The organism is Bacillus sp. EKM501B (assembly GCF_011800505.1).
GTDB lineage: Bacteria > Bacillota > Bacilli > Bacillales > Bacillaceae_G > Bacillus_A > Bacillus_A cereus.
This window is the reverse complement of sequence record NZ_JAALFZ010000023.1, coordinates 14,362-27,258: the sequence shown is the minus strand read 5'-3', so window position 1 is coordinate 27,258 and position 12,897 is coordinate 14,362. Positions and strand designations below refer to the sequence as shown.

The following is a 12,897-nucleotide window of genomic DNA, read 5'->3' as shown; positions in this document are numbered from 1 at the left end:
ATAACAGGAAATTGCCTATTTTAGAAAGTGAATTCAAATAAAATGTATATTTAAATAAGAGGTAAAATTCAGTTATTTCCCATTGGTATATTTTATTTCCTAAGAAATAAAGAAGCAGCTTCGACAAAAGCTGCTTTAAGAGTTAGTGATTCTTTTATTAATAAGTTGAATACATAGTAGAAATACGAGTGACATACCGATAGTAATAACTACAAGTGTCCAGGCGAGTTGCATATTACTTGCATCAATAGCCATGTAAATTGCAGTTGGGATTGTCTGTGTTTTGCCAGGAATGTTCCCGGCAAACATGAGTGTAGCACCAAACTCACCGAGCGCGCGGACAAAGCTCAAAATCATCCCGCTTAATAAGGCAGGAAATGCGAGTGGAAGTGTAACGTGCAGAAAAACTTGATATTCACTTGCGCCAAGGTCACGAGCACTTTCTTCAATTTGTACATTTGCGATAGAAAATCCCGTTTTCGCTGATTGGTACATAAGCGGAAATGCAACAACTGTAGAAGCGATAATCGCAGCAGTAGATGTGAACATAATAGACTGCTGAAATAATGATTCAACCCACTTTCCGATCGGGCTGTTGTTTCCAAAGATGATAATGAGAAAGAAGCCGATAACAGTTGGTGGAAGTACCATTGGTAATAAAAATATGGTTTCTAATAGTACTTTATATCGCCATGAGGAGCGAGCTAGTGCTCGCCCGACAATTGTCCCTAAAATTGTAACGAGAATAGTGGCGCACGCAGCTACTCTTAAAGATAGAAAGACAGGCGATAAAATAGCATCAATGCTCATAGTAATTACGACAGAACTGTAAATCCATATTTCTTAAAGATAGATTGTGCATCTTTTGACTGCAAATACTCATAAAATGAAGTCGCCTCTTTCTTATGTTTAGATTCCTTTATAACACCTAAAGGATAGTGGATTGGCTCATGAGAAGTAGCTGCTGCTGTCTCACCAATCTTTACTTTATCCGAAATGAGAGCATCTGTTTTGTATACGATGCCAGCATCGACATTCCCTGTTTCTACATATGTTAACACTTGGCGAACATCTTTTGTAAATACGACTTTATTTTGAACATCATTCCAAAGGTTTTCGTGTGTTAGAGAAGCCTTTGCATATTTGCCAGCAGGTACAGATTCAGGTGTACCAAGTGCAATTTTTTTGATTTTCTCATCTTTTAAATCTTGAAATTTTGTAAGTGAACTATCTTTAGGGATGACTAGAACTAGTTCATTTCCAAGAAGATTTTTCCCTTCTTTTTCACTAATGAATCCTTTTTTTACAAGGGTTTGGAATTTATCTTCTGCTGCAGAGAAGAATAAATCAGCAGGTGCACCTTGTTCAATTTGTTGTTGAAGTGCTCCAGAAGCACCGAAGTTAAAAGAAAGTTTGATATTTGGCTCTTTTTCTTTATATTGTTTTTCGATTTCTTTTAATGCATCTTGTAAGCTTGCAGCAGCTGAGATAGTCAGTTCAACTGTTTTATCCTCTTTAGCAGCTGACTTTGTATGCTTTTCCCCACTTGTACAAGCAGCACTAAATATAAGAAGGAAAGAAAGTATAAGTGCCCCGATGGAACGTAATGTAAATTTATTCATAAAAAAATCCCCTTTCATTTTGATACATCTAATTATAACTAATTATATCTAAATATAACTAGTTATAATTGAATGTAATTTGAACATATATCTATTTTTAAAAAATAGGAGAAATATTCTTTTCTTTGTTACAATGAAAGGAGAAAGTGAGGAATCGTCTATGGATCATCATTCCTACACAACGGAAGAAGTAGCAAAGCGATTAAAAGTATCAAAATTAACTGTATACGACTTAATTAAAAAAGGAGAACTTCCTTCTTATAGAGTTGGTAGACAGATGCGCATTGATGCAGCAGATTTAGATCAATATATAAAACAAATGAAAACAGGAAAGGTACAAGTTACTCCTGTAAAAAACGATGGTAGTAGTATCTTGAACACGTGTATTATTAGTGGTCAAGAACTAACGTTAGATATGTTAGCTAAACGTATAGAAAATCGTTTGCCAAGTTCTAATGTTTTAAGGGCGTATCAAGGTAGCTTAACGAGTTTAGTGAAAATGTATCAAGGAGAAGGAAGTATCGTTAGTTTGCATTTGTTTGATGGTGAAACTGGTACATATAATGTTCCTTACGTAAAACGCATTTTAGTAGGACAGCCATGCATTATGATTAATTTATTGTCCAGAAATGTAGGATTTTATGTCCGAAAAGGAAATCCGAAGAGAATAAAGGCATGGGCTGACATATCCGGGTCCACTATAAAGTTTGTGAATCGAGAAAAGGGTTCTGGTATTAGAGTGTTAGTCGATGAACAATTACGAATCCAAAAATTAAATAAAGCTGATATTAGTGGATATGAATGGGAAGAATCGAATCATCTTGGTGTTGCCACGCAAGTTGCAAATGGAAAAGCTGATGTAGGAGTAGGTTCAGAAAAGTTTTCGCAAATTGTAAATGTGGACTTTATTCCAATCATGAAAGAACAGTATGATTTAGTAATTTTGAAGAATAAAGAAAATGAAGAGTTGATTGAAGTTGTGAAAGACATTCTGCAATCGGAAGAATTTCATAATGAATTAAATGCGATTGGCGGATATGATATTACGAAAACAGGTCAAATTGTATATGAAACAAACTAAAAAGCTGCTTGTCTATAAGACGAGCAGCTTTTTCTATATATAAAGGGGGTTGGGGAAACAAAGTGTTAAACAAGACCTTGAGCAAGTGTATAAATGAAAGCCGTAAGAAGAGTAGCTCCACTTGCAAGTCCGATAAAGTCTGATTTGTTGAAAGTAATGTTGTTCATTATAAACTCTCCTTATTTGTTTAATGTAGTTGCAACAGCTTTTGCATCGACAAGTGCGGATAGCACCATGCCCATTGTATTTAAAAATTTATTTGATTTCATATTGTTCATCATGCGTATCCGCTCCTTTTCGAATTGTTGTTGCCCTGCTTATGTCTTAATTATAGGAAATATGGCTACTTGCAACTATCGAATTAGCTTACGAAAGACTTACACTTTTGTAAGAAAAAAAGACATTCATGTAAGAATGTCTTTCACAGCATATTGATATGATGATGGTCTTCAATTGTTTTTAAAAAACTACGCATTGAATTCGTCATATAGCTATCTTTACGGCGTATGAAAACCGTTGAAATACTGCCGTATTTTTCAGGGATTGCATGACAATGTACCTTACCTGCTTTAGAAAGATGATGGACAGCAGACTGTGGTACGAGTGTAATTCCGAGGCCGAGTGCAACGCTGTTTAATATTGTCTCTAATATATTGAATTCCATAATTCTTTTTGGTAGCAAACCTTCATCTTTAAGCCAACGTTCTAGTTTGGAGCGGTATCCACATCCTTGGTTAAAAACGAGTAGAGGAGTTGTTGTAAATTCTTCTATATGAAAGGCTTTATTTTGTGTTATAAGCATTAATTTCTCTGTACTAACATCGTATTGTTCGATTAGTGGATGTTTAATAGGACCTGATATAAAGGCGCCATCCAATTGATGATCAAGTACTTCTTTAATTAATTCTTCTGTTAGACCCGCTTGTAATGATAAATCGACATTTGGATAGCTTTTATAGTAAGAAGATAAAATGGTAGGCAGTGTACTTACTGTTTCGACTGTACCGATTTTCAATATACCGGAGGGTGTTTCGCTATCTAAAAATACTTGTTTTAGTTCGTCGACATCTTGCAAAATTTTACTAACATAAACGAGCATTTTTCTTCCTTCAGCTGTTAAAGTCATTCCTCGTTTATGGCGGTAAAAGAGTGGGGTTTTTAATTCGTTTTCTAGTTGTTTAATACGTGCAGTTACATTTGATTGTACATAATTTAATTCCTTTGCTGCGCTACTTACACTACCCTGATCGGCAACGCTTTTAAAGATTTGTAAGTCTCGTAATTCCATTTTGTAATCCCCCTTGATGTTAACTATCATTATAAATGATAGTTAACATCATTTTGAATCATTTTACGTGATATATTTTTTCTTTTACAATTCTCTTTGTGCAAATAGAAAGAAACGGGGGATTGCGGTGAGAAGAGGTCAAATGATAATAGGGGCTGTAGCGTGTTTAATTGCGAGTATGTCATGGGGAGCGATGTTTCCAGTTGCTGATCATGCGCTAGAATACATAGATCCATTTTATTTTTCGCTTATTCGCTATGGAGCAGTGGCGATAATGCTGATTGTATTGTTGTTAGTGAAAGAAGGAAAACAGGCATTTCGTTTAGAGGGAAGAGGAAAGTTACTCGTCTTTTTTGGAACGATGGCATTTACAGTATATAATGTCCTCATATTTTTAGGGCAAATGTTGATGGGTAAGTCGGGTGTAATGGTAGCTTCCATTATGGAAGCACTTATGCCGATGATTTCTATTTGTATTTTATGGGGATATAAGCATATAAAACCGAAGAAGTATACGATAACGAGTATGGTTATTGCTTTTGTAGGAGCTGTGTTTGTTATTACAAAAGGTGACATGAGTTTCTTTGTAACATTGAAAGATAATATGTTCCCATTAGCATTTATATTTATTGGTGTTATAGGCTGGGTTATTTATACGATGGGTGGTCAAACGTGTAGTGATTGGTCAACATTACGTTATTCTACGTTGACGTGTGTATTCGGTACGACTGTTACAGGAATTATAACGGTAATTATTACGTGGCTTGGATATGTTTCAGTTCCTAGTATGGGAACGATTTCTATTGTAAAATATGATTTGTTATTTATGATGACATTGCCAGGTATTGTAGCGCTACTTGCTTGGAACTACGGTGTGAAAATTTTATCATCCATTAATGGGATTTTATTTATTAATTTTGTACCAATTACGACTTTAGCTATTATGATGATGCAAGGGTATCAAATCACAATGTTTGATATTATAGGGACTGTACTTGTTATTGCAGCACTTATTCGCAATAACGTTTGCCAGAGAAAAGAAGAAAATATAAATAATAGAGTTTTACAAGAAGAACAATTACGTCAAGCTGTTTAATAGGCAAATGGAGGATTTCACATGTTAGAAAGTTTATTGTTTTTCTTCGCCGTCGGAGTTGCCTGTGAGCTTGCAGCAATTAATCGAAATGGTCGTAAAAAGATAAAACAACAAGCTGAGCTGATACAGCTTTTAAAAGAGTTGAAAGAAAGAAAAAATTAAAAAGACGACCGGGCATAGACGGTCGTCTTTTTCTATATAAAGGGGAAAGGGGACACAAAGTTATACAAGCGTAGCAGCGTAAATAAAAGCAGTAAGAAGAAGAGAGCCGCTAGCTAACCCTAAAAAGTCTAATTTGTTAAAAGTGATGTTATTCATAATACATTCTCCTTACTTGTTTAATGTAGAAGCAACAGCTTTTGCATCGAAAAGAGCCGATAATACCATGCCCATTGTATGTAAGAAATTGTTCGTTTTCATTTTGTTCATCATATTAATCGACTCCTTTTCGAATAATTGTTGCCCTGTTTCTGACTTAATTGTATGAAATATAGTAAGAAGTAACTATCGAATTAGCTTACAAGAAAATTACACTTTTGTAAGAATTGAAATTTAACAATTCATACTTATTTTTATTACCAACTCCTAAAACTTAGTGTTATAATTGTTGTAAGAATATGATTATACTTCGGATGTTTAGAAAGGAACGAAATAAATGTATAAACCAATTACATTTTTGTTGAAATATATATTTAAAACAGCTGGGAAAGTAGAAGTGAAAGGAAGAGAAAAGCTACCAGAAGGTGGTCCGTATGTTGTTGCGTGTACACATACAAGTTTTATGGATGTATTAATGTTAGCTACAGGGATGTACCCAACTCAAATTCATTACATGGCAAAAAAAGAATTATTTGAAGGGAAATTCAAAAATTGGTTCTTTAAAAATGTAAATGCATTCCCTGTAGATCGCGCGAATCCGGGACCGAGTACACTTAAAATTCCATCACGTTTATTAAAAGAAGGAAAGGTAGTAGGGATTTTTCCGAGTGGAACGAGATCAGCGGAAGATGTTTCATTAAAAGCGGGTGCTGTGACAATTGCGATGCGTTCTAATGTACCTTTAGTGCCGGCAGCTTATGTTGGTCCATCAAGTGTAAAAGAATTAATAAAGGGGAAAAAGGCAAAATTGATTTTTGGAGATCCGATTCAAATTGAGGCTGGAGAACAAATAGATCGAAAAACCGCTATGAAAATGATGACAGATCAATTAAATGAGAAGTTTGAGGAGTTAAAAGAAGCTTTGCAATCAAATCAAAAATAAGAAAAGACGACCGGGCATAGACGGTCGTCTTTTCTATTACTATTTATAATAAAGGGGAAAGGGGACACAAAGTTATACAAGCGTAGCGGCGTAAATAAAAGCAGTAAGAAGAAGCGAGCCACTAGCTAGTCCTAAAAAATCTAATTTGTTAAAAGTGATGTTATTCATAATATATTCTCCTTACTTGTTTAATGTAGAAGCAACAGCTTTTGCGTCGATAAGAGCGGAAAATACCATGCCCATTGTATGTAAGAAATTGTTCGTTTTCATTTTGTTCATCATATTAATCCGCTCCTTTTCGAATAGTTGTTACCTTGTTTCTGACTTAATTGTATGAAATGTTGCGGAAAGTCACTATCGAATTAGCTTACAGAAAAATTACACTTTTGTAAGAGAAACAAATGAAGGTGTAATGATAAGAAGATTTGACATATGTTCATGAGATTCATTAACTTAAAGATAGAGGTGAGTGCATGGCTAATATTAAAGATATCGCAAAGATGGCGGGAGTTTCAGTTACGACTGTTTCGAGAGTGTTGAATGATCACCCATATGTAAGTGAAGAAAAAAGGAAAGCGGTTATAGAGATAGTTGAGAAATTGAATTACTCGCAAAACGCAAATGCTGTTCATTTATCAAAAGGAAAGACGAATATTGTTGGTGTGATTTTACCGTATATTAATCATCCGTGTTTTGATGCGATGGTGAGCGGAATGATGGAGATTGCGTTAACTCATAATTACAGAGTGTTACTTTGCCAAACGAATTATAATAAAAAAGAAGAAATGAAAAGTTTACATATGTTAAAAACAAAACAATTGGATGGTCTTATTATTTGTTCACGTGCAAATGATTGGGAAACGATAGAACCGTATGCTTCTTACGGCACAATAATTGCTTGTGAAGATAATGATATTTCAAACATCTCAAGTGTATATACGAATCATTCAGCGGCCTTTCAATTAGGAATGGATTATTTGATTGAGAAAGGTTATAAAAAAATTGGCTATTGTACGGGAAGAAAATTAGGGCCGAGTAGTCAAAAGCGTTTTGATGTTTATAAACAGCAATTGCAATCTATAGATGAAGAGGTTAACGAAGAATGGATTTTTACAGAATGTTTTACACTAGAAGATGGTGTAAAAGTGGCTCATAAGTTAAAAGAGATGCAGGATCTTCCTGGAGCATTAATAGTAGCAGGTGATGAAGTTGCGATTGGGGTTATGACAGAGGTTGAAAAATTAGGGATTCAAGTTCCTGAGGATTTAGCGATTATTGGCTTTGATAATCAACCTATCTCGCAAGTGTTACAATTGACAACTATTGATCAAAATTTAAAGGAGATAGGGAAAACTGCTTTTGAAATGTTGCATAGAAAAGTGAATGACGAGAGTTCTAAACAAGAAAAGCTGGAAATTCCATACGAACTTGTGGAACGCTCTACAGTTTAATCTTAATCCGTTATGTGTATAATCGCATAACGGATTATTTTTTTGAAATATCTTTGACAGGAAACGCGTTTCATACTTTATAAAGGAGTTAAACCGGTCTGTAATATCCATGGATTCTTTTCAAGTGTTAAAGCAGTGAATAGAATTTGGAGGAATATGCATGAATGAACTTTTATCGAGTATGAAAAAGTATGTAGATGATGATGAAAAGATTTTGGTTTTTGTGGTAGGGATCTTTGAGAAGGATAATTTCATGTTATGTTATCAACATGGAATTTTTGTTGCCACTACTAGACGCCTCCTGTTTTACGGGAAATTTCCTTACTATCCTTCAACATTTAAAGAGTACTCATATGTGCATATAGATAGCATAGATTTTCATCCGTACTTTGAGTTTACTTGTAATCATGAAACCATTCGCGCTAAGTATATTCAGAAAGGGAATGTGGAGCAATTTGTCCGTGCAGTTAGAGCAAATATGAATAATTAATCAACCCTCTGTTTAAACATAATATTTCAATTTTTAAGAGGGAAAATGCGGAATAAAAACCACTTCTAAACCTCTAGGAGATAGTGATACAATGTCAAATGGGGGGAGGGTATGAACTATGGTTAATCAACGTATAAAGGAAATAACACTAATTACAATTGGTTCATTATTATTCGCAATTGGTATTAATTACTTTGCAATTCCAAACCGTTTATCGGAAGGTGGAATTATTGGTTTAACGGTTGTTACGTACTACTTATTTGATTGGTCACCAGGGATTGTGAATTTTGCTATAAATGCAATTTTACTAGCTATTGGTTATAAATTTTTTGATAAGAAAACAATGATTTATACAATTTTAGGGATTGTAGAAACATCTTTGTTTTTATACGTTACAGAACATATTGAGTATCATGTAAATAGTGATACATTATTAGCAGCTTTATTTGCTGGTTTATTTGTGGGTATTGGATTAGGCTGTATGTTCAAAGCCGGAGGTACATCGGGAGGATCAGCAATCTTAGCTCGGTTAGCAAATCAATATTTAGGTTGGAGTGTAGGTAAAGGCGTACTAATTATTGATATTGTTGTAATTGCTGGTTCTGTATTTATAATAGGGCAAGAAAAGGCAATGTATACACTTGTAGCTGTGTTCATCGGAGCGAAGGTGATTGATTTCATTGTAGAAGGAATGGATACAAAAACGGCTGTTACGATTATTTCGAATCAACCAGATTTAATTCGTGAAGCTATTACGAAAAATATGACACGCGGTGTTACTGTATTAGAAGGGCGCGGCGGATATACTGGTAAAAATAAAGAAGTTTTATATGTTGTTATTAATAAACAAGAGCTTGTTAAGTTAAAACAAGTTATTAGCCGGGTAGATGAAGATGCTTTCGTTGTTATACATGATGTACGTGATGTACTTGGCGGTGGCTTTAAAGCAAGCTAAAAGGTGAACGAGTAAATTCGTTCACCTTTTTTAATTCTTACAAAAATGTAAGTGTAATGTAATGAGATTCAATAGTAGATTTTATTCCCCCTTTTTAAAATGGATGTATATATATCCTGCAGAGGAGGAATGTTTATTATGAAGAAAAAAATGATCACTACTATAATAGCGATGATAGTGATAGTAGTAATGTTACTGCCTACGAAACTTGGACCGGTTATCGATAAATATAATCCATTTTATAAGACGAAAGAATACTATACGGTTGTGAATACAATTGGTCAGCATATTGGTGATGAGTGGTATGAATATGAATTTATTGCATTCGATGAACGTGGTAGAGAGCAGAAAATAAAGAAAACGGTTAAGCATATGTTAAAGAGAGATGAAGCATTAAAGGTTTTTGCAAAAGGACGTTACGGTGAATCGATTGAAGAGATTGAGATTGCAAATATTCCTATAAATGCGAAGAGTAAACTTTTAACGATGAGATAGTGAAATATACCCCCAGCTATTTTTTGTCGAAAATAAAAATACTGGGTAAGGGTATTTTAGGGGTTAGCAAAAAAGCCTTAGTCCATATAGACTAAGGCTTTTTTATTATATAAAGGGGAAGGGGGTACATTGTAGTAGCATGGGTGAAAGGTATAAGAAGAGTAGCTACTAGCAATGCAATTTGGTTATGTGATTGTTCTTCTTATTTGGCTTACTTTCTAACTTTATTGTACGAAATATAAGTAAGGGAAACTATCGAATTACATTACACATAACTTACAAACATGTAAGTCTTCTGTAATGTAATTCGATAGTTAAAAGATAGTAATTTTCATATAGTGTAACTAGAAAGTCTTAATGTATTACTTTCTGTTTGTAATGAAGAATGAAAAACCAACTAATTTTTAATAATCCTCATCTGAATAAAGATGAGGATCCTTTTTTAAACCTTACAACATTGTAAGGTTTACGTAAGTTAATTCGATAGTAAATTTGTCATATTTTTTGCATAATAGATACAGATAGAAAAATAATTAGGGATCTAGTAAGAAGGGAGAAAAATGGGATGCGTAAAGAAGAAGTAGTGAAGTTACCAATTAAAGATTTCTGTAGCTACTTTACTGTTGCCGTAGTGTGTATTGGATTATTTGATATCATAACAAACTTAATTGTTAAATAATATAGATGCTAAAACAAGAAAGGAAGTCCTTTCTTGTTTTTTTTATGGGGGCATAAAGATGAAATGGATTGATAGTCATATACATGTTGATCAATATAAGGATGAAGAGAAGAACAGATTACTGAAAGAGGTGGAAAATAGTAATGAAATAAAGGGGCTTATTGCTGTATCTATGAATTATCAATCTTGTAAGGAAACGTTATCTTTAGCGAAGAAGTATCCCTTTATATATCCAGCGATAGGGTTTCATCCAGAGCAACAGATTCATAAAGAAGAGTGTGAACAGATTTATAAACTTATTGAACAGAACGCAGAGGAAATTGTTGCGATTGGTGAAGTAGGTTTGCCCTATTATTTGAGAAAAGAAGATGAAAGAATTGCTGTAGATCCATACATAGCTGTATTGAAAAAATTTATAGAACTAGCTAGTAAGTATAATTTGCCGATTATATTACACGCAGTTTATGAAGATGCTGACACTGTATGTGATTTGCTAGAGAAATATAAAGTTTCACGTGCACATTTCCATTGGTTTAAAGGAAGTGATGAAACAATGAAACGGATGATGAAGAATGGTTATTATATTTCGATTACACCGGATGTTTTACATAAGGAGAAGATTAGAAAAATTGTTTCGTATTATCCGCTTGAATATATGATGGTAGAAACAGATGGACCGTGGGAATTTCAAGACGATGTTATGACGCACCCGAGAATGATTCGAGATGTATTAAAGGAAATTAGTGTTATAAAAAACATATCTGTTGATCAGGTTGCAGAAACAATATATGAAAATACCATTCGATTTTACCCCGCTATTTGCCGGGGATTAAGACCCTGACTGATTAAGGTTTCGCTTTATTTGAAAGGATAGGAGAGGTACTCTTATTCTTTTTATTATGGATATTTTTTCTAATTTTTTCTATAATTTATGATATGTTTAATTTGATGAAGGAAGTAGGGGAGAAAATGGGGAAAGCACATAAAAAAATAGCTATTACAATGATGATCGGTGCACTTTCAGTTGCAGCGTTTGGTTGTGAAGCAGAAAAGAAAGCTATAAATCCCAACGCAACGCAAGAAAGTAAAGAAGAACAAATTGATCCAGTAGTTGAAAAACAGATGAAAGAAACTGAGAAAAACGGGAATTCGGTTGGAAACAGTTCTAATAAAGGGAAGATGGCAGAGAGTAATGGATGGGTTTACTATGCGGTAAATGGTGATAAAAATACAGGAGGCATTTATCGTACGAAAGATCAATTTCAGACTTCGGAACGTGTAGTGGAAGGTGTAAATGCTTCTTACATAAATATAAAAAACAAAGCTTTATATTTTATTCATACGGATGAAGAGAAGAATGCGGGATTATCTTCTTTAATGAAGTATGATATATCAAATAAAAAGTTAGATACGTTAAAAGCGGATATAAATTATGTTTATATAAAAGATCAAACTTTATTTTATCCGAAAAAATATTCTGAGCATGGTGGTTTTGATATTGTAGGGATCGCAAAAATCAATTTGAAGACGGGACAGGAAGAAGAAGCGGCATTTAAAAATTCTGGTTGGTCTCGAACGATAGATGATAGTATTCTACATTGGAATAAAAATCGTGGAACACAAATGACAAAAGATAATAAAACTTGGTCAAAAGAAAATTATGCAACAATATCTAGTGCTACGTATAATAATGAAAAATTATATGCTGTTGTCGACTTTTCGTTACCTTTTGAAACAAATGAAGCTGAGCATGGCATATATGAAATAGACGTTCAACAAAATAATGAAAAGTTATTGGTAAAGGATGCCTTGCAGATGAATGTGAAAGGGGATACTTTTTATTATTTAAAAAAGGATGGAGTATATAAGAAGAAAATAAATGGTGGAAATGAAAAGGTAATTTATAATAAAGCGGTTGAACCAACTAAATCCTATTTATATTTTGTAGCAGGAGATATGTATCTCTATACGGATAATGGAACTATCATGAATTTGGATACAAAGAAATCAAATGAAGTAAAAGATAAGAAGCTAGCAGATAACGTTATGTTACAGAAAGTATGGAATGCACAGAAGGAACTGACTAATGTTCAAATGGCTGCACTAACAGGAAACCCAAAACGAGTAGGGGATTTTTCATACGGGGAATTAGTGAACCCTATTTATAATAAGAAAGATAATTTAGAGACTACGCTATCTACGTACTTCTCAAAATCATTTATAGCACAGTATATGAAGAGTAAATATATTAAAGAGTTAAATGGAAAAATGCACTATGCTATTGGAGATCCAGGGTCAAAAGCAGCAACTAAATTTACAAAAATTATTTCTGCCGAGTTAAAGGATGGGAAAATAAAAGCGCAGGTAGAAACGTATAATGACTATGATAATGTAACGGAAAAAGTAGAAGTTGAATTTATTTATGAAAATAATCAATGGGTTATTAATAACATGCCACGTTTTGGTTTAAGTTAAAAAA

16 protein-coding genes are annotated in these 12,897 nt (G+C 33.8%); 10 read left to right on the top strand and 6 right to left on the bottom strand.

Annotated elements, in window-relative coordinates; translation table 11 throughout:
• Positions 1 to 135 precede the first annotated feature (135 nt).
• Complete coding sequence (gene modB, locus HFD78_RS25475; protein ID WP_000020526.1) at positions 136 to 810, bottom strand: molybdate ABC transporter permease subunit; 675 nt, start codon at positions 808 to 810, stop codon at positions 136 to 138.
• 5 nt (positions 811 to 815) lie between these two features.
• Complete coding sequence (modA, locus tag HFD78_RS25470; RefSeq protein WP_001032229.1) at positions 816 to 1,622, bottom strand: molybdate ABC transporter substrate-binding protein; 807 nt, start codon at positions 1,620 to 1,622, stop codon at positions 816 to 818.
• 160 nt (positions 1,623 to 1,782) lie between these two features.
• Here modA and HFD78_RS25465 point away from each other — a divergent pair, with 160 nt between their 5' ends.
• Complete coding sequence (locus HFD78_RS25465; RefSeq protein WP_033668232.1) at positions 1,783 to 2,703, top strand: substrate-binding domain-containing protein; 921 nt, start codon at positions 1,783 to 1,785, stop codon at positions 2,701 to 2,703.
• Between the two features lie 65 nt (positions 2,704 to 2,768).
• On the opposite strand, the gene HFD78_RS25460 is transcribed toward HFD78_RS25465, so the two are convergent.
• Complete coding sequence (locus HFD78_RS25460; protein ID WP_001060018.1) at positions 2,769 to 2,870, bottom strand: DUF3948 family protein; 102 nt, start codon at positions 2,868 to 2,870, stop codon at positions 2,769 to 2,771.
• A 254-nt stretch (positions 2,871 to 3,124) separates the two neighbouring features.
• Positions 3,125 to 3,991 (bottom strand): LysR family transcriptional regulator, encoded by an 867-nt coding sequence (locus HFD78_RS25455; protein ID WP_000423029.1) that lies wholly within the window; start codon positions 3,989 to 3,991, stop codon positions 3,125 to 3,127.
• A gap of 127 nt (positions 3,992 to 4,118) precedes the next feature.
• On the opposite strand from HFD78_RS25455, the gene HFD78_RS25450 reads away from it, so the two are divergent.
• Entirely contained in the window at positions 4,119 to 5,087 is a 969-nt protein-coding gene (locus HFD78_RS25450) for a DMT family transporter (RefSeq protein WP_033667865.1), read from the top strand.
• 21 nt (positions 5,088 to 5,108) lie between these two features.
• A complete protein-coding gene (locus tag HFD78_RS25445; protein ID WP_000894065.1) occupies positions 5,109 to 5,249 on the top strand; it encodes a YrzO family protein in 141 nt (46 codons plus the stop codon).
• 60 nt (positions 5,250 to 5,309) lie between these two features.
• Here HFD78_RS25445 and HFD78_RS25440 read toward each other — a convergent pair whose 3' ends face one another.
• Entirely contained in the window at positions 5,310 to 5,405 is a 96-nt protein-coding gene (locus HFD78_RS25440) for a DUF3948 family protein (protein WP_001060007.1), read from the bottom strand.
• A 337-nt stretch (positions 5,406 to 5,742) separates the two neighbouring features.
• Between HFD78_RS25440 and HFD78_RS25435 the strand changes: the two genes are divergently transcribed.
• Positions 5,743 to 6,348, top strand: a complete 606-nt coding sequence (locus HFD78_RS25435; RefSeq protein ID WP_000277768.1) for a lysophospholipid acyltransferase family protein — start codon at positions 5,743 to 5,745, stop codon at positions 6,346 to 6,348.
• A gap of 72 nt (positions 6,349 to 6,420) precedes the next feature.
• On the opposite strand, the gene HFD78_RS25430 is transcribed toward HFD78_RS25435, so the two are convergent.
• On the bottom strand, positions 6,421 to 6,516 hold the full coding sequence (locus HFD78_RS25430; RefSeq protein ID WP_001060007.1) for a DUF3948 family protein: 96 nt from the start codon (positions 6,514 to 6,516) through the stop codon (positions 6,421 to 6,423).
• Positions 6,517 to 6,821: 305 nt separating this feature from the next.
• Here HFD78_RS25430 and HFD78_RS25425 point away from each other — a divergent pair, with 305 nt between their 5' ends.
• From HFD78_RS25425 to HFD78_RS25400, 6 genes are all read left to right on the top strand, one after another.
• Positions 6,822 to 7,799, top strand: a complete 978-nt coding sequence (locus HFD78_RS25425; RefSeq protein WP_001273899.1) for a LacI family DNA-binding transcriptional regulator — start codon at positions 6,822 to 6,824, stop codon at positions 7,797 to 7,799.
• Between the two features lie 160 nt (positions 7,800 to 7,959).
• Positions 7,960 to 8,289: a PH domain-containing protein gene (locus HFD78_RS25420; protein WP_001004251.1), complete on the top strand. Its 330-nt coding sequence runs from the start codon at positions 7,960 to 7,962 to the stop codon at positions 8,287 to 8,289.
• Between the two features lie 118 nt (positions 8,290 to 8,407).
• A complete protein-coding gene (locus HFD78_RS25415; RefSeq protein WP_000248040.1) occupies positions 8,408 to 9,244 on the top strand; it encodes a YitT family protein in 837 nt (278 codons plus the stop codon).
• Between the two features lie 138 nt (positions 9,245 to 9,382).
• Positions 9,383 to 9,739 (top strand): YxeA family protein, encoded by a 357-nt coding sequence (locus HFD78_RS25410; protein WP_000728421.1) that lies wholly within the window; start codon positions 9,383 to 9,385, stop codon positions 9,737 to 9,739.
• Between the two features lie 737 nt (positions 9,740 to 10,476).
• Positions 10,477 to 11,259: a TatD family hydrolase gene (locus tag HFD78_RS25405; RefSeq protein ID WP_000871062.1), complete on the top strand. Its 783-nt coding sequence runs from the start codon at positions 10,477 to 10,479 to the stop codon at positions 11,257 to 11,259.
• 128 nt (positions 11,260 to 11,387) lie between these two features.
• On the top strand, positions 11,388 to 12,893 hold the full coding sequence (locus HFD78_RS25400) for a DL-endopeptidase inhibitor IseA family protein (protein ID WP_065702673.1): 1,506 nt from the start codon (positions 11,388 to 11,390) through the stop codon (positions 12,891 to 12,893).
• Positions 12,894 to 12,897 lie beyond the last annotated feature (4 nt).